A 20,158-nucleotide genomic window follows, 5' to 3' on the forward strand; every position below is an offset into this window, starting at 1 on the left:
CCTGTCATTAATCAGATAATTAGCGTTGAGCTAATTGGTATAAATAAGCTTTCATTTCATCAAGCTGTGTGGCTTTTAAATCAATTTCTTCATTCCAATACAACCCAACACAGTTTGCCTGCATATCAATAGCATAAACTCCTTTTAATGCAATGGTTAAATCATTAAATTTCTGATCACCTTGCACGACTTGAAGCTTTCCATCAACAACTCTTGCTCGCATAAGTGCTAAACGTGCATCTGGAATCAATACACTATAATAGGCCACCATACTGGCACGTTTTTCGGTTGCCATTGGAACTTTGGTCCACTCTGGAGCAACAATAATACGAGGATGCAATCCCATTTTTCGAGCTTGGTCACGCATTGATCCAAGCGCTTTTTCTCGCGGACTCACACGTAAACCAAAAATAGAGCCAAGTACAAATAGTACAATCGCTGCCGTTATCCAAATTCCAACATTACTCATTTAAGGTGCCCAAAACTTCCTTTTATTAGCGTTACATAAGTTGAATCAAAAACGCAAGTTACAACATAAAAATAATATGGAATCCAGTTTTATACTCTAAACACCAAATCCCGGCTTATTTAAAAAGCTGCGTCTACAGCGCCTTCCTTTAACACAGCGTTTAAGATGTTAAAGATAACTTACCGAATTGATCAAGGTGCGCATCTCCCCAGCTTTTTAGCGCAATCAGAATTTGTTCAAGGCTGTATCCTAAATCAGTCAAACTATATTCAACTTTCGGGGGGACTTGCGGATACACTTCACGATGAATGATGCCATCTTGTTCTAATTCTCGAAGCTGATTGGTCAACATCCTTTGCGTGATACTCGGGACACGTTTACGGATTTCATTAAAACGTAAAGTCCCCTCATTGAGTAAATGCCATAAAATCACGGTCTTCCACTTCCCATCAATTAAGCTGATTGCCGCTTCAACTGAGCAACCTGGGGAACAATCAAAACTCGAATGTCGAACTTTTGCCATTTTACAGTATCCTTTTTGACACTATGAGCGTTATTTGTCTGTAGTTACAAAATTAAAGCTTACGTTATGCTGAACAGCCTATCAAGTGGAATCCATCCAACCTAGAGGAAGCACAACCATGAAAGCTGTGGCATATCAACATGCAGGTGCAATTGCATCTACAGACTCATTAGTGAGTATTGAAATAGAATCGCCTGTCGCCAGAGGACATGACCTCCTTGTTCGCGTTCAAGCCATTTCGGTTAATCCAGTCGATACCAAAATTCGTAAAAATGTCAGTCCTGAATCAGGACAATGGAAAATTTTAGGCTGGGATGCAGTCGGTATTGTGGAGGCCGTTGGAGAAAAAGTGTCTCTTTTTAAGATTGGAGATGAAGTGTGGTATGCAGGTGCACTCAATCGACAAGGTAGTAATAGTGAATTGCAATTGGTTGATGAAAGAATCGTAGGACACAAACCCAAATCCTTAAATATGATTGAAGCAGCAGCTTTACCTCTAACTGCAATCACTGCTTGGGAAATGCTATTTGATCGACTACAAGTTCCCCACACAGCACCAGATAATACAACTATTTTAGTTATTGGTGCTGCAGGTGGCGTTGGGTCTATTACGATTCAACTTTTGAAACAATTAACTAACTTGACGGTTATTGGCACAGCTTCTCGTACCGAAACCCGATCATGGATTGAGCAACTTGGTGCGGATTACGTATTAGATCATCGTCAATCTTTGGCAGAACAAATCAAGCAGTTAAATCTCACTGCTCCAAAGTATGTATTCTCGACCACTCAAACTGATCAACATCTTGCCGACATCGCTGAATTGATTGCGCCACAAGGGCATTTTGGTCTAATTGATGACCCAGAACAGCTTGATATTAAACTCTTTAAATCAAAATCGGTTTCAGTTCATTGGGAGTTTATGTTTACACGTTCAATGTATCAAACTGAAGATATTATCAAACAAAGCGAACTTTTAAATCAAGTCTCTCAATTAGTCGATGATGGGCGAATTAAAACCACGGTTAGCCAAGTTTTATCACCAATAAATGCTGAAAACTTAATAACAGCACATCAACAAATTGAAAGTGGTTCAACCAAAGGTAAAATCGTTTTACATGGCTTCTAAATATAAATTCGCTTCATGGTAAGTCGATCACTTACCATGAATTAATAATGCGGTGGTTTGTTACTCATCGGATCAAAAGGTGCAATGCCTTCAGACAAGTCAGAAGCCTCTACTCGTTGATACAAAATTTGCATCTGTTTCTTTAAAACTGCGATTTCTTGTGTCTGAATTGCGAGCTGTTGATTGAGTTGTTCAACTAAATCGTCTAAAAATGCAATTCGCACTTGCAAATCTTCAATGGGTGCGGACAATGACGCGTGATCATCAAAATTTTGTTGTTTAGTCATTTCAGACCTCATCTGAGCTTTTAGGAAACATTATGGCCTATATTACTTTAAGGGATGTCCATCTCGCATTTGGCGGACCAGCCCTACTCGACGGCGCGAACTTTAACCTAGAACGAGGTGAGCGAGTGTGTCTAATCGGTCGTAATGGTGAAGGTAAGTCTACTTTACTTAAACTCATTGAGGGAAGCTTATTGCCTGATGGTGGCGAAGTTTCGATTCAAAATGGTTTAACTGTTTCAATGTTAGCCCAAGATGTACCTATGGATTCGGGTAAAGTAGCCGATATTGTTGCCGATGGTGCTGGTGAAGCCGCCAGTGTATTAAAAGAATACCATGAGGCAAGCGATGCCTGTGTACTCGGTAATATGGATGCCTGTGATCGTATGGGCATGCTGCAACACAAACTAGATCAGCTAGATGGCTGGGCGTTAGAAAACAAAGTAAATACTATTTTGGGCAAAATGGGACTCGATCCAAATGCAGATTTGGCTGACCTTTCAGGTGGTCGTAAACGTCGTGTGCTCCTCGCCCGCGCCCTGCTCACCCAACCAGATGTATTATTACTCGACGAACCAACCAACCACTTGGATGTCGAAAGTATTGAATGGCTAGAAAAATTCTTACTGGACCAAAATAATCTAACGCTTTTATTTATCTCACATGACCGCTCATTTGTAGACAGTATCGCTACACGAATTGTTGAACTTGATCGTGGCATTTTGCGCAGCTATGAAGGTAACTATTCACGCTACCTTGATCTCAAAGCACAACAAATGGAAGCCGAAGAAAAGCAAAATGCTTTATTTGACAAAAAGCTTGCTGAAGAAGAAGCATGGATTCGTCAAGGTATTAAAGCACGTCGTACCCGTAACGAAGGACGTGTTCGTGCCTTAAAAGCATTACGTGAAGAGTCCAAAGCACGCCGCTCACAACAAGGCAAAGTCAGCATGGCGACCCAAGAGGCCAACCGTTCAGGTAAGTTGGTGTTTGAGATTGAGAATTTAAGCGTCAGCTATGACAGTAAACCACTGATTAAAGATTTCTCTGCAATCGTGTTACGTGGAGATCGTATTGGTTTAGTCGGCGATAATGGCGTCGGCAAAACTACACTTATCAAAGCGATTTTAGGTCAAATCCAACACGGTGGTTCGGTTAAAACAGGGACACAACTCGAAGTTGCTTATTTCGATCAATTACGCAATGCACTGGATCTTGAGAAAACCGTCATGGCCAACGTGTCAGAAGGTTCAGACTTTGTCGATGTGAATGGTAATCGTCGTCATATCTATAGTTATTTACAGGACTTTTTATTCTCACCTGAACGCGCACGCACACCTGTAAAAGCTCTTTCTGGTGGTGAGCGTAACCGAATTCTATTGGCAAAACTTCTTCTCAAACCATCGAACTTAATTGTGATGGATGAGCCAACCAATGATTTGGATATGGTGACACTTGAGTTGCTGGAAGAAATGCTATCTGAGTATAAAGGTACTCTCCTGTTAATCTCACATGACCGTGCATTTATGGACAATGTCGTGACTTCAACTTGGGTGTTTGATGGCAAAGGCAATATTGATGAATACATTGGTGGTTATCAAGACTACTTGGAACAACGTCCAGATCAGAAGGTCGTTGATCAAAAAAGTGATGTAAAAAAAGCGCAAGCCAAAGCTGAAGCTGCTGCATTAGCCGCCGCAGCCCCAGCGCCGAAAAAAGTTAAGTTAAGCTATAAAGATCAACGTGAGCTTGAGCAACTTCCTGCTGAGATTGAGAAATTAGAAGCAGAACAAACTGAACTTTCAGACAAACTAGCGGATGGTTCATGGTTTGTGAGTGATGCCAATGCAGCGACTTTAGCCAGCCAACGTCTAGCAGAAATTGAAGAGTTACTGCTAGAAAAGTTAGAACGTTGGGATGTGTTAGAAAATCTTAGCAAAGGCTTATAATTCAATTCGATCACCCAATCTTCAAATTGCTTTAAATAACAATTTGAAGATTGGTCTATTCTAAATTGAGTTTACTCATATCATCTCGTATAAGAATAAAAAAATAAGGCTGAGATTGATCTTTTAAATCCATCCAACCAAGGACTGTATCTTGGTCAATACGTCTAAATACATCATGAATCGGCTTTTCATCATAAATCATGGTTGCAGATGATTTACCTCTAAATTCTGTCATTCTTAGTCTTGCTTTACTTTTATCTGTTTTGAGTAATCTCAAAGCACCGACCAGATACTGACTATTTCTTTTTAGAAGATTAAAATCCAAGCTTAGTGGCAACCATTTAGGATCAATCGAAAACAATGCGGTTCTTTTGGGATTAAACAAAACAAGAGGAAAAACGGTTTCATTGTCTACAAATAATTTTCCATACCAATTTGCATGATCTAGTACACCATTCATTGGATGATCAGTGAATACCTCTAAACCTTTCCATTGACCATGCATAAACTCGCAATCTATCTCGTCCAAATGATCAAAGAAGCCCACCATCTCCTGAGAATTCATTTTCTTCCCTTGCAGCAACTCTAGGATATTCATCTATTTTTCCTTAGTTTTTGTTTTTAAATTTTCGATAATATGGCCAGATTAAGATGTTTTCCTTTCATTTGCATAGGAATAGGCCAAAACTCGAACACCAGTTTATGCTTTTTATAAGCAATATAACAAACCCCTTAGAACAATTATTTCACAAGCAACTTCGTGTTACACTTCACAAAAATTCAATTAATTTACGCATCTAAGTCTATGAGCCAACAACAGTCTTATATTCCTGGCGAGTTTCGATGGGAATTTTTACTTCCAAAATATTGGAAAATTTGGATCGCCATTACTTTTCTTATGCTTTTGGCTATCCTGCCTTGGGCGATTCAATGGCGCTTGGCGCATGTTTTAGCAGCTTTGTGTTGGCACCTGCTTAAATCACGTCGTAAAACCACGCTAAGGAATTTAGAGCTGTGTTTTCCTGAATGGTCAGCTCAGGAAGTCGAGGCGAAAGCCAAACAGGTATTCATTGATATGATGATCGGTATGTTTGAAACTTTAAATGCATGGTATTGCCCAAATTGGTTTAAGGGTCGTCATAGCATAGATGGATTAGAACATATCACCAACGCAAAGGCTCAAGGTAAAGGTATTCTACTACTTGGCACACACAGCACTCTACTTGATGCTGGTGGTTTTATTTGTGCTCAATATTTCGAACCTGATGTAGTTTATCGACCACAAAACAATCCAATGCTCGATATGTTAATTTATCGTTGTCGTGCGACCATTTACCAACAACAAATTGATCATGATGATATGCGGGGCTTAGTAAGACGATTAAAAGATGGTGGTGCTATTTGGTATAGCCCAGATCAAGATTTTGGTTTGAAACAAGGTGTCATGGCACCATTTTTTGGTGTACCAGCCGCCACAGTGACAGCACATCGTCGTTTATTAAAAATCTCTAAATCGGTTGCGATTCCACTGTATTTCTACCGTTATGGTGATATCCGCAATCCACAATATAAAGTACTCATCGAACCAATCGTCGAAAATATGCCGAGTGAAAATGAAGTCGATGATGCGATTCGTGTCAATAAAATCATTGAAGCTCAACTGCGCATTGCACCAACGCAATGGATGTGGTTCCACCGCCGTTTTAAAACCCGTGCTGAAGGGTATGAAGATATTTATTAAAAAATTAAAACCCGAGTTTCGCATCCTGCAAAACTCGGGCAAATGAGGTTGTGCTTTCACATCTTTTTTATTCTCTTGCGTCCATCGCATGCATCATATCCATAATGCTTTTATCCATCTCAGCGTTGCTATCCTTAAACGGAAATCCATTCCTGCTTCCTTGTGCTGATGTATTTAGAATAAACCTTTTAATCTTGTCAGACTATTCGCTGTAGACCTAAATTCCTGTACGATAATGCTTACAATACTCCTTGTCTATTTTCACTTTCCATCTCACGTTTATGTGGCTGAGCCAACTCATCTACAACTATTTTCTCTTCTTTTTCAGCTTTTTCTATACCATCTTGGATCGCTTCCTTTGCATCCTGCTCATCTTCTGCACTTTGCTCTAACTCTTGGTGTTGCTGCTCAAAAATGCGATCTGTTTGCAAAACCACATAGATAGGAAAATGATCAGAGCCAATATGAGCAAGTCTTTTCATTTCAACCAAACCAAAATCTGTGCTATGAAAGATATGGTCGAGAGACCAGCGCAGCAAAGGATAATTAGCATGAAAAGTATTCATAAAATAGCGACCAACTCGTGGGTCGAGTAAACCACTAATTCTTTGAAATAATCGTGTAGTTCTGGACCACGCAACATCATTTAAATCGCCCATCACAATACAAGATTGATCCAGATCTTTAATCTGATCCCCAACAATAAGTAACTCAGCATCTCTCAGCGTTGAATCTTTTGCTTCAGTTGGACTTGGGGGCTTAGGATGCAAGCAATATAATTGCACATGCAAACCTGATGGCAGAGTTAAAGTCGTGTGAATCGATGGAATTTCATCACTTAAAATAAATTTAACTTCGCTATGGCTGAGTGGCAAACGACTATATAAATGCATACCATATAAATTATCCAGAGGAACAGGAACGCGGTAAGGATAATCTTTTTCAATTGAACTCAATGCTTGCTGCCACACTGCATCAGATTCAAGTGTTAGTACAACATCAGGTTTTAAACTTTCAATCTGTTTTAACAACAAATGATATTGATCATTAGGTGTTAAAACATTAGCCACCAATAATGAGATTTGTTGTTCAGACTTTAATTGACCTGCCTTCACTTTAAGCACTTGTTTTTTCCACAATGGCGTATACGGCAAAACCATTTTTAATTGATAAGCAATTGCGGCAACTAATAGAACAAACAGTACCTCACTCCAGATCGTCCAATCTGCGATTACAAATAACATCGCACAGAAAATAAAAAGACCAACGGCTAAGATTTGCAACCGAGGGAAATCCGTTCCTCGAAACCACCATTCATCTCGTGGGATCAGTGACCAAAACGTCAGCCATATAACCAGTACCGCACCAACCTGAATCCATATCATGTTCATTTTTCTCTTGGGAGGTGATAAATTTTAAATAAAGTTGTGGCTTTATCAGTTTTTCATCTAACACAAACAAATAATTCCACACAATAAATCAACTGTTTTATTCATGTAACGCTTGCAGTTGCGTTCACTTTTGATACACTCAAGCCCCTTAAAGTTTTTTAGATACCGAGGCAAAATGACATGAAAGTAGGTCTGGTCGGTTGGCGTGGGATGGTAGGTTCTGTCCTTATGCAACGTATGGTTGAAGAGAATGATTTTGCTCACATTGAGCCATTTTATTTCTCTACCAGTAATGCAGGTGGCGATGCACCTTCATTTGGTGGTAAGACTGCCCCAGCACTTATGGATGCAACGGACATTAATAGTCTGAAGCAAATGAATGTCATTTTGACCTGTCAAGGTGGAGACTATACCTCTGAAGTTTTCCCAAAACTTAAAGCCGAGGGTTGGGATGGTTACTGGATTGATGCTGCATCTACACTACGTATGGCAGATGATGCGATCATTGTTCTTGATCCAGTAAACTTAAATGTGATCAAAGATGGTTTAGTCAACGGAACAAAGACTTTCGTTGGTGGTAACTGTACCGTTTCATTGATGCTGATGGGCTTAGGTTCACTTTTCCAAAATAATTTGGTTGAGTGGGCGACCTCTATGACTTACCAAGCAGCTTCTGGTGCTGGTGCCCAAAACATGCGTGAACTCATTACAGGTATGGGTTATTTGTACAACAATACCAAAGAATTATTAGATGACCCTAAGTCTGCAATTCTTGATATTGATCGTCAAATTGCTGACTTACAACGTGGTGAAGGCTTCCCTAAAGCTAACTTTGGCGTGCCATTGGCAGGTTCATTGATCCCTTATATCGACAAACAACTCGAAAGTGGTCAGTCAAAAGAAGAATGGAAAGGTCAAGTTGAAACCAACAAGATTTTAGGTAATCAACAAATTGTTCCTATCGATGGTCATTGTGTCCGCATCGGTGCGATGCGTTGTCACTCTCAAGCAATTACTTTGAAATTGAAAAAAGATGTACCGCTTGATGAGATCGAGGATATGATCCGTAATTCGAGTCAATGGGCTAAAGTTGTTCCTAATACACGCGAAGCGTCAATGACCGATCTGACCCCTGTTGCAGTTACTGGTACATTAACTGTACCAGTTGGTCGTTTACGTAAATTGAACATGGGTAAAGAATACCTCGGTGCATTTACGGTAGGAGACCAACTACTTTGGGGCGCTGCTGAACCTTTACGTCGTATGTTACGCATTCTTGTGGAATTCAAGAACGCGTAAGCAAAAACTGATAAAAAACAAAAGCCGATCACATTTGATCGGCTTTTTTTATTACCGTAGATAAGGAATTTACAATCCATTTACATCACGGTAATGTATACTCAGCTAGTGTTGGCATTTCACCATGGCTGAAATATCAACGGGCCCTAGACCTGACTACAACACCACTATTCATGGATCGAGATGACTGTTAATAACAAATTAAAAATTGCCATTTTAGCCATTTTATCTTCGCAATCTCTTTATGCGATTACCTTTGACCCGCTGCAAATTCAATCTGCACCTGGTGAATTACTTTATGCTGAAATGAGCTTTCATCAAGCAGATTCAAATGCAAGATTAGAGGTTTCACTAGCAACACCAGATGACTTGCGTATGTTAGGTGCAACACATCAACCACCTGCACATCTCAATTTTTTTACACGTCGTAATAATCGCGGTGAGGGTGTTATCGTTGTTACCTCTACTCGCCCAATGCTCGATCCTGAGCTAAATATTATTCTAAAAATACAAGAAGGTAGTGCCTCACATTTAAAGCATATTCGACAACCCATTCGACAAAATGCCAAAGTCGCAAACAATGCTAAAAGCAGCTATGAAAAATCTTTGACACCCAAGTTCATCGTAAGTGAAAAAGACATTGCTTTAAACCTGCCTGAAAGCACTCAATTTAATACAACTACCCAACCCAGTCTGAAACAAGAAAAGCTCTTAAACGCCCCCTTTGTACTCCCTCCTGTCTTAAATATTTCAGAGACACGTCATTCTGCAACTGCAACTGCAACTGCAACTGCAACTGCAACTGCAACTATTGAGCAAGCTCAAATAAAAGAAGAGATCAACTCTACAGCTAAAAATCAAGCCAATACAAATACGTTAGCAACTCAAACTGCTACAGATGAAGCCATTACGCAAAGCAATACCACAGCAAATGAAAGCAAAATAGAAACTGCCCAAGCAGAAGTAAAAATAGAACAAGCATCTGAAAAGGCCCAAGAACAGCCGTTAAAAGAGGCAACAAAGCCTAAAGCGCCAACCAATCAACAACCAGCAGCATCAGCCAATGCTCAACAGCATGTCGTACAACGAAATGAGTCACTTTGGAGTATTGCCCAACGCATTTCAGCGCAGACGCAACAACCATTACATCAAGTGATGCATCAAATTAAGCAACAGAACGAACATGCTTTTATCGGCGGCAATGCCAATCGCTTAAGACAAGGTTCTCATTTAAACTTCAATCTCAACTCAGTTCCAGTGAGAAAAACACCACCAACATCAACTATAACTGCACAATCACGTATACCAGCTGAGAAAGCGAAATATCGCTTGCAACAGGCCGAAATGACCTTAGTTGCGGAAAGCAATCAAGATTCAAGCACTGGAAGTGCCAAAAAAGACACATTACAGCAAAAAAGCACTGCAGACTTGTCATTAAAAGTTATGACAGCACGAGAAAAAACCGTTACATTACAAAAAAACGTAACGCAGTTAGAATTGGCTTTACGCCAAAAGGAACAACGGATTCAACTGCTCAATGCTCGACTCGCTGCACTACAAGATCAGTTGAAAGCGCAACAGGAAGCGAAGAATTCAGCGCACTAAGTTACGAAAACATTTATAGATTTGTATAAAGCGGTTCTGGCTTTAAGGGGTATAGATCATGTCAACTATAATAATCGTATTGCTCGTCATCGTTTTGATTGTAGCAATCGTTCTTAAAAAGCGTGAAGGTCAGCAAAAGCAGACCGCAGCAAAAAAAACTGCTAGCAAAACTGCGAAAAAAGCTTCATCGCGTACTACATTGGTTCAAGAAGAGCATGTACCTGCCCCAGCAGTGACAACACCAATCTCGGAAAGTCTGCGTCAAAGACTGAGTCATGAAATTCAACAGGGTAATTATCTGACTGCTGAAGCACAGATTAACCAAGCGTTAAAACAAGATAATGCTCAACATGAATTATATTTATTTTTAGCAGATATTCATTTAGCACAAAAAGATGAGTTCGCAATTGATCAATTGATCAAACATTTGCATGCATTAAAGTTAGCCGATATTGCTCAGGCTGCTGAAGTTAAGAAAAAAGAAGGGTTAAAAGCGACTTCATTTGACAGTATTGAGTTCGACCATCAAGCTAGTGCCCCTACGATAGACACGACATCAGAGCAAAAATCTGAGTTTGATGGCTTAGCACAAGATACTCCCCAAAGTTTTGATGACTTGCAATCTGAATATATTGCACCTGCTGAACAAGAAAAGGTTGCAGAGCCGAAATCAGCCGTTGAACCTTTAGATTTTGACTTCTCTTTCGAGCAAAAAGAAACAGCCAAAACTGACACTACTGCTGTAGATGTTCAAGACCAGCAAGCGCTGGCATTTACCCCAAGTATTGATTCAACACCAAGTATCGAAGAAACAAAAAAACCTGAAGAAAAACCAGCCCTAGATTTTAGCTTTGGTAATTTAGAGTTAGCACCCACTCAACCTATAGATGAAGTTGAGGAGGCTCAATCTAAAACGGATCTATCCCCGAACCTCGCACCTGAACAAGTGGCATTTAAAGACAGTCCAGTTGAACTAGAAAAAGCTGAATTGGACTTTGGTACAACCGAAACAAATGTTGATTTAGCAGCAAATTCTCCTGCACAGGTCGTACCAGAAGCTGTTACGCTAACTGATCCACTTGCCCAATCTTTTCCAGATTTGCAACAGCTAGATGAAGCTCAACTTAACTTAGATCTTGCTGAGCAATACATCGAACTTGGGGCATACGAGTCTGCCCAAGTATTGCTACAAAGCAGCCAATCTCAGTTTAATGCTGAACAACAACAACGTTCACAAAAATTACTGAATCAAATAGCGTCATAAAGCAGATCGGTCTAAAATAAGCAGTCTCCATGACTGCTTTTTTTATGATGAAAAAATTTCTATTATGAAAACAATCGCTTTAATTTATATGGGTGGAACCTTTGGCTGCGTTGGTGATCCTTTGATGCCGATGCCTGAACACAGCTTTTTACCTGCACTGAAAAAAGTAATCCCTACACATTTCTCGATAGAGTGTTTTGCTGCACCAAGCATCAAAGACAGTAGCGCTTGTACTGCAACAGACTGGCTCAAACTTATACAACAAGTTCAGCAACTACAACTTGACGGTTTTCAGCATTTTGTCATCATCCATGGTACAGATACTTTAAGCTATGCAGCAGCAACACTTGCGCGTTTCATAGGGCATTCTTGCCATGTCGTGATTACAGGTAGCCAGTATCCTCTACTCAACATTGATGGAAATGACATCCGAGAGTTTACTGATGCATTGAGTAATTTAACTCTCGCATGTGAGCAAGTCCTTCGACTCCCTGCTGGTGTCTATCTTGCCTTTCATCAACAGATTTTCCATGCACAAACAGCACTAAAAGTTCATACGACTGAATTGAATGCATTTGCAGGTGTTGCAGCAACTCAAGAATGTCATACTGTCGCCGATTATTTTGTGGTCCAAAATGAACATTTTGAACAAGCCACACAGCTCAGCGTACTCAACTTGATGTTACAACCCATCGCGCAAGAGCAGCTCACCCTACAGCTAAAGAATATTCTTGCAAACCCACCTCACTTTTTAATTTTACAAGGATTTGGGACGGGCAATATTGCTGTCAATGATGAGATACTATCGTTATTTGAAGCCCTCTATCAGCGCCAATGCCTCACCATTGTTAGTACTCAAGTCACCTTTGGGCAAATAGATCAACGTTATGCGGTTAGTTCATGGATTCATTCTGCCAAAGTTTTGCTCAATGATTGTCATAGCCATGCCGATTTATATGCAAAAGCCCTGCAAATGTATTTAAAATACCCGACCCACGATCAATGGTTCACTCATTGGCAGCAACACTAATTCCGAGGTTAAGACATGCAACGTTATGCAATTGGTATTGAATTTTGCGGTACTCAATACCGTGGTTGGCAAACACAACAAGCAGGCGTTGCAAGTGTTCAAGAAACCATTGAAAAAGTCTTAAGCACAATTGCAGATCACCCTATTATGTTGCATGGTGCTGGACGTACGGATGCAGGAGTACATGCAACCAATATGGTTGCGCATTTTGATACTACCGCAATCCGCCCAGATCGTGGTTGGCTCATGGGGACAAACAGCCAACTTCCGAAGGATATCTCACTTCAGTGGATTAAACGCATGGATGAAAGCTTCCATGCTCGCTTTAAAGCTCGCGCAAGACGCTATCGCTATATCGTTTATAACGCCCCAACTCGCCCCGCGTTATTGTATAAGCAAGTAACCCATCTCTATCAAACCCTTGATGTACAGAAAATGATTGCTGCTGCTGCAAAATTTGAAGGCACGCACAATTTTGAGACCTTCCGCGCTGCAGCATGTCAATCCAATCAACCTGTACGCCACGTCAAACATTGTCGTTTGTTTGAACATGGCCGCTATCTAGTTCTTGATATCCAAGCGGATGGTTTTTTGCATCATATGGTGCGAAATATTATGGGCTGCTTACTTGAGATTGGACAAGGGATGTATGAGATCGACCATATTGATCACATGTTCGCTGCACAAGACCGCAAAGCCGCTGGTATTACGGCACCTGCCGATGGACTGTACTTCATTCAAGCAGAGTATCCTGAACAGTTTGATCTCCCGCAACCCCCATTGGGACCGCATTGGTTGAATCTTCCTGAATAAAAAAACCTTATCTGATTGATAAGGTTTTTGGAAACTTTTAACGTTGCTTTCTTTTACGATATTCAACAGGGGTTTCATTGGTCCAGCGCTTAAATGCGCGATAAAAAGTACTTGGCTCTGAAAATCCAGTTAAATACACAATACGTTCTACACTCTCATTGGTGTTTGCCAATAACTTTTTGGCTAAACGGCAACGATAATCAGAAAGAATTTGCTGAAAACTGGTATTTGCCTCACTCAATTGAGTTCTTAGACGGCGAGGTGTGATGTTCAATTGTGCGGCAACTGTCTCCAAAGTTGTCTCACCACTTTCCAAGGTTGAACCAATGGCACGACGTACCTCACCCACTAAATCATAGCGGGCTAGCTCTTGTAATTTTTCAATCGCTAATTGTTCATGGAGCTGCAATAGTTCTGGTTCAGCTTGCCATAACGGATAATCTAATACAGTTGCATCAAAATAAAGTCGAGTCTCTTTTTGACCCAAGCTCACAGGACAGCCGAAAACACGAAAATACTCATCATCGTCAGCACCTTCATTAAAATTGAAATCAATATAAATCGGCTGAAACTGACCTTCAGTAATAAACTTAAAGAACCGTAGAATACCCGACATCGCACATTCAGAAAAATGACGATTCACCAAGTTATCTGGCCAATATTGCTCGCCATTACTGAGATAACAACGACCATCTTCAATAATCAATTTCGCATCAAAAGCATCACTGATTAAACGTTGGTAAGCCAAAGCACGCTTTAGCCCCTCACCAAAAGTTTCGCTACTAATAAACAAATGTTCAATGACTTGCCCTCGATACAAAGGCAAATGCTCACCAAGATGTAGCCCAATATCAGGATCGTTACTTACTTCTTGTGCAGCGATCCAAAATGCATTCTGTGCACTTAATGGCGTTCGTGCATTGGTATCAACTTGATTGAGAGCCACTCCAGCCTTGGTTAAAATCTCTTCAGTCGGTAATCCTGCTTTACGAATTGCCTGATAACCAAAGCGCAATACAACTGATGCATCTGTTAGCTGACCCACGCAGTGCCCTTCCCTGTAAGTACGTTATTGTGACAATGAACAATAAATTTAGATTAACGTTGATTGACCAAACTGACAACAATATTCTGCTTCTTTTGTAAAAAAAATTTTAAGAATTGTCTAACAATTTCTTTCGGCTAATATCTGGCTGCCTTATCGTGACTTCATCTTGTAAATTTTAAATAAATTGACTATAATTTGCGCCTTTCCAATTTGATCATCAGGTAGGCCATGGCCAATAAAGAGGAACTCATCGAGTTCGAAGGCGTTGTCACCGAAACGCTTCCTAATACTATGTTCCGTGTACGTTTAGAAAACGGTCACGAAGTTATTGCTCACATTTCTGGTAAAATGCGTAAACACTATATCCGTATTTTGACAGGCGACAGCGTAAAAGTTGAAATGACACCTTATGATTTAACAAAGGGTCGTATTACTTATCGTGCGCGCTAAGAATTCGTGAATGCAAAAAAGCCACAACTCATGTGGCTTTTTTTATAAGCTATAAGCGAATACGCTATTTAATGATCTAACACTCACTTAGTTGTTTAGAGCAATAGTAATTATCACTGTAATATAATATCGTCTCCAGAACCGATAGATTTGTATACGCATCTCATATTCTTCGATCAAATATAAAAAATTATTTATTCCAAAAATAAGGAAATAGTCGCAATGCATTATAAATTTTTTATTATTTTCTTCGCATTACTATTGCAAGGCTGTGCAACACCCAAATGGCAGTCTATTCAATTACAAGACTATCTCCAACCTTACATCGGGCAATCTGCTCAGAACATTCAACAGAATCTCAACTTGAATGACTTAGGCTTTCAAACGCTTAAACATCCTCAAATGACAACAAATACCTTGACGTATACGGTTTTGCGACCAATTAACATTCCTATACCCATTGCCGAGTCTATAAGTGGTTCAGGGCCGAATATGGGAGGTTCAGTGCGATTAAACTCAGCCTCTACCCGACAACAGTCTTATGATGTCAATTTTTACTGCCATATTATTTTTGAGCTCGATCAGCAACAAATTGCGCGCTCAATTCGCTATGAAGGCAAAGCTTGCTAAAGCGATATCCCAAATAAAAAAACGCAGCCTTAGCTGCGTTTTTTTATTTATAAGCATTTAGTTGAGTGCAGAAACTACCGCCTCACCCATCGCATCGGTACCTACTTTGCTCATACCTTCTGACATAATGTCAGCTGTACGGAAACCTTGATCCAATACTTGACCAACAGCATCTTCAATTGCTTTAGCAGCAGCCTCTTCACGGAAAGTATAACGCAACATCATCGCTACAGAGAGAATGGTTGCAAGCGGGTTTGCGACATTTTGACCTGCGATATCTGGCGCAGAACCATGACAAGGCTCATACATTCCCTTGCCATTCTCATCCAACGATGCAGAAGGTAACATACCAATTGAACCCGTTAACATCGCCGCTTCATCCGATAAAATATCACCGAATAGATTACCAGTCACAATCACATCAAACTGTTTAGGCGCGCGTACCAATTGCATCGCAGCATTGTCAACATACATGTGTGATAACTGAATATTTGAATATTGTGCTTGCTGTAAATCAGTAACAGTTTGCTTCCACAACTCAGTCACTTCGAGCACATTGGCCTTATCCACTGAGCAAACTTTTCCGCCACGCAATCCTGCAAGTTCAAATGCTACTTTTGCGATACGCTTGATTTCACTTTCTGAATAAACGTCCGTGTTATAGCCTTGTTTCTCACCATTTTCGAGTTCACGAATACCACGTGGTTGACCGAAATAGATCCCACCCGTTAATTCACGAACAATCAAAATATCTAAACCCGCAACAATTTCTGGTTTAAGGCTCGAAGCATCAGCCAATTGTGGATATAAAATTGCTGGACGTAGATTTGCAAATAGATTGAGTTCACTACGAATTTTTAATAGTCCACGCTCAGGACGGATCGAACGCTCAATGGTATCCCACTTCGGTCCACCCACTGCACCCAATAAAATTGCATCAGCTTTTTTGGCTTGTTCGCTCGTGATGGCTGGATAAGGTTCACCGTGTTTATCAATCGCTGAGCCACCGAGTAAACCATGCTCCCATGTCAAACCTAAATTAAATTTATCATTGACCTTAGTTAGTACTTTTTCAGCAGCGCCAACAATCTCAGGACCAATGCCATCACCCGCTAAAATTAAAATATGTTTAGACATCTATTTTTCCAGTTTGATATGCGCAGTTCTCACTGCAAGCGAATTAAATCTTTTTTTCAATAAATTCACCTAAGCCTTTGCTGACATCATAAGATCTGCAAAAACGGCGAATTGTTTGTTGCTCTTGCTGTAAATCAACACATAAAGGATCAGGTGCAGAAACGGTTAGTAAGCTACCTGAACGAGAAGTGCGATCACGATACATTTTGAAGGTATAGCGTAAATACGGTTTAAACTCATGAATGACATGAAAGGTTTCCGCACGATCAAGAGAAATCGGATAGAAACGGATCACGATTTCATATTCTTTCGCGGGAACACTGAGATAAACTTGCTGTTTTCGGCTGAATACAGAACCCTGTAATCTGACAATGCCACGTTCCATCGCCTGTCGACTTATACGATGTGACGATGCATTAATGACCTCAATATCATTAATTCGAGCAAACTCACAATTCTCTACGCCTGAACAATGTAAGGTTGCATTATTCGCTTTTTGCTCTAGTGTATTTTGAGCAATACGAACTTGATCAACCACATTAGTTGTGTTTTGACATCCAGCTAAAATTGTTCCAACAGATAAACACAACAAAATATTGCGTGCCAATATCCTTCTCATTGTTCAGGCCCAGTCCTCATGTCATAGCAACATGCAAGCAAAATAATCTTTGTTTGCATGTTAGCAAGAGTTGTATCGCTATGCTATGTCTATGTTCAAAATGTATTCAAACAATTAGGCTTTGATTTCGGCAAATACCCAAGGACGCGCTTGTTTTGCTTTAGCTTCATATGCATGAATCTCATCAGCAACCTGCAAAGTTAAACCAATATCGTCCAAACCATTCAATAAACAATGTTTACGGAATGGATCAACTTCAAATTTGAATGCATCACCTTTTGGCGTACGCACTTCTTGTGCCTCCAAATCAATGGTGAGTTGATAGCCTTCGACTTCAGCACATTCTTTAAATAATTGATCAACAATCTCTTCAGACAAGATCACAGGTAACATACCGTTTTTAAAACAGTTGTTAAAGAAAATATCTGCAAAGCTTGGCGCAATCACAGTACGGAAACCATACTCGTTTAACGCCCAAGGTGCATGTTCCCGACTTGAACCACAACCGAAGTTGGTACGTGCCAATAAAATCGTTGAACCTTGATAACGTGGTTTATTTAAAACGAAATCTGGATTTTTCGGACGCTTACTAATATCCTGCCCTAAATAACCTTCATCCAAATAACGCAATTCATCAAATAAGTTGTCGCCAAAGCCAGTACGCTTAATTGATTTCAAAAACTGTTTTGGGATAATTAAGTCTGTATCGACATTGGCACGATCTAAAGGTGCAACAATACCTTGTTCTACAGTGTATTTTTCCATGGTTTAGCTCCTTTAGAATGAACGAACATCAACAAAATGACCTGCAATTGCTGCCGCTGCTGCCATTGCTGGACTAACCAAATGTGTACGTCCGCCATTACCTTGACGACCTTCAAAATTACGATTTGAAGTCGATGCACAATGCTCACCTGGTTGCAATTTATCAGCATTCATCGCTAAGCACATTGAGCAACCTGGTTCACGCCATTCAAAACCGGCTTCCAAGAAAATCTGATCTAAACCTTCTTGTTCTGCTTGTTGTTTAACTAAGCCCGACCCCGGAACAATCATCGCCTGTTTAATGCTAGCAGCAACTTTACGACCTTTGACAACTTCAGCAGCCGCACGAATATCTTCGATACGTGAGTTTGTACAAGAACCAATAAACACTCGATCTAATTGGATATCTGCCAAAGCTTGACCTGCATTTAAGCCCATATATTGGTATGCGCGTGTCCAGTCATTGCGTTGTACATCATCTTTGGCTTGTTCTAATGTCGGAACAGCCTGTGAAACAGGAATCACCATTTCTGGAGAAGTTCCCCATGATACTTGTGGTTCAATCTCGGCACCATTTAACACCACGACTGCATCAAACTCAGCATCTTCATCCGAATGTAACGTATTCCAATATTCTACTGCTTGATCCCACTGTTCACCTTTAGGTGCATAATTACGATCTTTCACATAAGCAATAGTTTTATCATCGACAGCAACCATACCAACGCGTGCGCCAGCCTCGATCGCCATATTACAAACCGTCATACGACCTTCAATCGACATATCACGGAACACTTGTCCACCAAATTCGATGGCATAGCCTGTGCCACCCGCTGTACCGATTTTACCAATGATGGCTAAAACCACATCTTTCGATGTCACACCTTTGCCTAAGACACCATCAACGCGAACAAGCATATTCTTCGATTTTTTCTGTACCAAGCATTGTGTCGCTAATACATGCTCAACTTCAGATGTCCCAATACCATGCGCTAAACAACCGAAAGCACCATGCGTTGCCGTATGCGAATCACCACATACCACCGTCATCCCAGGTAATGTTAAACCTTGTTCTGGTCCAACCACATGCGCGATCCCTTGACGGATATCATTAATACCAAATTCAACGATATTAAAGGTCTTACAGTTATCATCTAAGGTTTGAACTTGGATACGAGAAGTATCATCTTCAATCCCTGCAATGCCTTGTTCACGCTCTTTTTTAGAGGTCGGTACATTGTGGTCAGGTGTTGCGACATTGGCACTTAAACGCCATGGTTGACGTCCTGCAAGCTGTAAACCCTCAAATGCTTGTGGACTAGTCACTTCATGTAATAAATGACGATCAATGTAAATTAAACACGATCCATCATCACGCTCAGTGACTAAATGGTCATCCCATAATTTGTCATACAATGTCTTGCCTGCCATGTCATCGCTCTCCATCGTGCTTGTCATAGGACTGGGTATCTAAATCTTAAAATGATTATAGCAATGCTTTCACATAAATCTAATTTATCGTTTTTATAAATTAACAAACTTTTTGGAATGATTTCTTTTTTATAATAATATTCTCTTCAACCACGATTCATAAATTCAATCATCAGCAATTGAAATTTCTTTTTTACATTTTTAATGATAATGATTATTATTTATATAAATCTGGTTTAACAAGACGGTGGCAACATGGCTAATATCCAACAGTTTGTGATTAAAAATCAGCGAACTTTAAAAAAAACCTTAAGCTACTACTTCATGCATATCACAGTGGCCATGTTGGTCGCTTATGTAGTCACAGGAAATCTCATCATGGCGGTAACTTTGAGTTTACTTGAACCAACCGTACAAGCATTTGCCTATTTCTTCCATGAAAAAATTTGGAATAAAACAGAACAAAAAGCCTAACTTTTAATTATACATATATAGCTTAAACTATCTTCGTTCACCGCTTTTGCCTAAAATAGTTTGCTGTATATGCATAGCCATCAAAAATAAACATCTAAATTTTAATG

Annotated in this window: 21 protein-coding genes; 11 read left to right on the forward strand and 10 right to left on the reverse strand. The window is 40.1% G+C overall.

What is annotated here, in order from left to right; translation table 11 throughout:
* Window positions 1–19: 19 nt before the first annotated feature.
* Window positions 20–469, reverse strand: coding sequence for a hypothetical protein (locus tag F927_RS08490; RefSeq protein WP_004637807.1), 450 nt, complete (start codon window positions 467–469; stop codon window positions 20–22).
* Between the two features lie 160 nt (window positions 470–629).
* Window positions 630–992: a winged helix-turn-helix transcriptional regulator gene (locus tag F927_RS08495; RefSeq protein ID WP_004637806.1), complete on the reverse strand. Its 363-nt coding sequence runs from the start codon at window positions 990–992 to the stop codon at window positions 630–632.
* 118 nt (window positions 993–1,110) lie between these two features.
* Here F927_RS08495 and F927_RS08500 point away from each other — a divergent pair, with 118 nt between their 5' ends.
* The gene (locus F927_RS08500; protein WP_005083650.1) at window positions 1,111–2,121 is read left to right on the forward strand and encodes a zinc-binding alcohol dehydrogenase family protein; all 1,011 of its coding nucleotides are present in this window, start codon (window positions 1,111–1,113) and stop codon (window positions 2,119–2,121) included.
* Window positions 2,122–2,162: 41 nt separating this feature from the next.
* On the opposite strand, the gene F927_RS08505 is transcribed toward F927_RS08500, so the two are convergent.
* The gene (locus tag F927_RS08505; protein ID WP_005083653.1) at window positions 2,163–2,408 is read right to left on the reverse strand and encodes a SlyX family protein; all 246 of its coding nucleotides are present in this window, start codon (window positions 2,406–2,408) and stop codon (window positions 2,163–2,165) included.
* Between the two features lie 32 nt (window positions 2,409–2,440).
* Here F927_RS08505 and F927_RS08510 point away from each other — a divergent pair, with 32 nt between their 5' ends.
* The gene (locus F927_RS08510; protein WP_005083656.1) at window positions 2,441–4,354 is read left to right on the forward strand and encodes an ATP-binding cassette domain-containing protein; all 1,914 of its coding nucleotides are present in this window, start codon (window positions 2,441–2,443) and stop codon (window positions 4,352–4,354) included.
* 55 nt (window positions 4,355–4,409) lie between these two features.
* On the opposite strand, the gene F927_RS08515 is transcribed toward F927_RS08510, so the two are convergent.
* Window positions 4,410–4,952, reverse strand: a complete 543-nt coding sequence (locus tag F927_RS08515; RefSeq protein WP_005083657.1) for a DUF4334 domain-containing protein — start codon at window positions 4,950–4,952, stop codon at window positions 4,410–4,412.
* A gap of 207 nt (window positions 4,953–5,159) precedes the next feature.
* Here F927_RS08515 and F927_RS08520 point away from each other — a divergent pair, with 207 nt between their 5' ends.
* A complete protein-coding gene (locus tag F927_RS08520) occupies window positions 5,160–6,095 on the forward strand; it encodes an LpxL/LpxP family acyltransferase (protein ID WP_005083659.1) in 936 nt (311 codons plus the stop codon).
* 239 nt (window positions 6,096–6,334) lie between these two features.
* On the opposite strand, the gene F927_RS08525 is transcribed toward F927_RS08520, so the two are convergent.
* A complete protein-coding gene (locus tag F927_RS08525) occupies window positions 6,335–7,480 on the reverse strand; it encodes an endonuclease/exonuclease/phosphatase family protein (protein WP_005083661.1) in 1,146 nt (381 codons plus the stop codon).
* Between the two features lie 186 nt (window positions 7,481–7,666).
* On the opposite strand from F927_RS08525, the gene asd reads away from it, so the two are divergent.
* The 5 genes from asd (at window position 7,667) to truA (ending at window position 13,497) form a co-directional block, all read left to right on the forward strand.
* Window positions 7,667–8,785 (forward strand): aspartate-semialdehyde dehydrogenase, encoded by a 1,119-nt coding sequence (asd, locus tag F927_RS08530; RefSeq protein ID WP_005083664.1) that lies wholly within the window; start codon window positions 7,667–7,669, stop codon window positions 8,783–8,785.
* 183 nt (window positions 8,786–8,968) lie between these two features.
* Window positions 8,969–10,390: a type IV pilus assembly protein FimV gene (locus tag F927_RS08535; RefSeq protein WP_005083665.1), complete on the forward strand. Its 1,422-nt coding sequence runs from the start codon at window positions 8,969–8,971 to the stop codon at window positions 10,388–10,390.
* A gap of 58 nt (window positions 10,391–10,448) precedes the next feature.
* Entirely contained in the window at window positions 10,449–11,654 is a 1,206-nt protein-coding gene (locus F927_RS08540; RefSeq protein WP_005083667.1) for a FimV/HubP family polar landmark protein, read from the forward strand.
* A 64-nt stretch (window positions 11,655–11,718) separates the two neighbouring features.
* On the forward strand, window positions 11,719–12,684 hold the full coding sequence (locus tag F927_RS08545; RefSeq protein ID WP_005083670.1) for an asparaginase domain-containing protein: 966 nt from the start codon (window positions 11,719–11,721) through the stop codon (window positions 12,682–12,684).
* Between the two features lie 15 nt (window positions 12,685–12,699).
* Window positions 12,700–13,497: a tRNA pseudouridine(38-40) synthase TruA gene (truA, locus tag F927_RS08550; protein WP_005083672.1), complete on the forward strand. Its 798-nt coding sequence runs from the start codon at window positions 12,700–12,702 to the stop codon at window positions 13,495–13,497.
* Window positions 13,498–13,534: 37 nt separating this feature from the next.
* Here the strand turns inward: truA and F927_RS08555 are convergent, their stop codons facing one another.
* The gene (locus F927_RS08555; RefSeq protein WP_004637794.1) at window positions 13,535–14,542 is read right to left on the reverse strand and encodes an AraC family transcriptional regulator; all 1,008 of its coding nucleotides are present in this window, start codon (window positions 14,540–14,542) and stop codon (window positions 13,535–13,537) included.
* Window positions 14,543–14,773: 231 nt separating this feature from the next.
* On the opposite strand from F927_RS08555, the gene infA reads away from it, so the two are divergent.
* Both infA and F927_RS08565 read left to right on the forward strand, forming a co-directional pair.
* Window positions 14,774–14,995 carry a translation initiation factor IF-1 gene (gene infA / locus F927_RS08560; RefSeq protein WP_001284370.1) on the forward strand — a complete coding sequence of 74 codons (222 nt, stop codon included), beginning with the start codon at window positions 14,774–14,776 and terminating at the stop codon, window positions 14,993–14,995.
* Window positions 14,996–15,217: 222 nt separating this feature from the next.
* On the forward strand, window positions 15,218–15,625 hold the full coding sequence (locus F927_RS08565; protein ID WP_004637793.1) for a hypothetical protein: 408 nt from the start codon (window positions 15,218–15,220) through the stop codon (window positions 15,623–15,625).
* A gap of 57 nt (window positions 15,626–15,682) precedes the next feature.
* Here F927_RS08565 and leuB read toward each other — a convergent pair whose 3' ends face one another.
* The 4 genes from leuB to leuC form a co-directional block, all read right to left on the reverse strand.
* On the reverse strand, window positions 15,683–16,762 hold the full coding sequence (gene leuB / locus F927_RS08570) for a 3-isopropylmalate dehydrogenase (protein WP_005083674.1): 1,080 nt from the start codon (window positions 16,760–16,762) through the stop codon (window positions 15,683–15,685).
* 43 nt (window positions 16,763–16,805) lie between these two features.
* Complete coding sequence (locus F927_RS08575; protein ID WP_005083676.1) at window positions 16,806–17,381, reverse strand: hypothetical protein; 576 nt, start codon at window positions 17,379–17,381, stop codon at window positions 16,806–16,808.
* Between the two features lie 114 nt (window positions 17,382–17,495).
* Window positions 17,496–18,146 (reverse strand): 3-isopropylmalate dehydratase small subunit, encoded by a 651-nt coding sequence (gene leuD, locus F927_RS08580; RefSeq protein WP_004637790.1) that lies wholly within the window; start codon window positions 18,144–18,146, stop codon window positions 17,496–17,498.
* Window positions 18,147–18,158: 12 nt separating this feature from the next.
* Entirely contained in the window at window positions 18,159–19,577 is a 1,419-nt protein-coding gene (gene leuC, locus F927_RS08585) for a 3-isopropylmalate dehydratase large subunit (protein ID WP_005083678.1), read from the reverse strand.
* A 255-nt stretch (window positions 19,578–19,832) separates the two neighbouring features.
* On the opposite strand from leuC, the gene F927_RS08590 reads away from it, so the two are divergent.
* Window positions 19,833–20,051, forward strand: a complete 219-nt coding sequence (locus F927_RS08590; RefSeq protein ID WP_005083680.1) for a DUF2061 domain-containing protein — start codon at window positions 19,833–19,835, stop codon at window positions 20,049–20,051.
* The last annotated feature ends 107 nt before the right edge of the window (window positions 20,052–20,158 follow it).

It is taken from the genome of Acinetobacter haemolyticus CIP 64.3 = MTCC 9819 (assembly GCF_000369065.1).
GTDB classification, from domain to species: Bacteria; Pseudomonadota; Gammaproteobacteria; order Pseudomonadales; family Moraxellaceae; genus Acinetobacter; species Acinetobacter haemolyticus.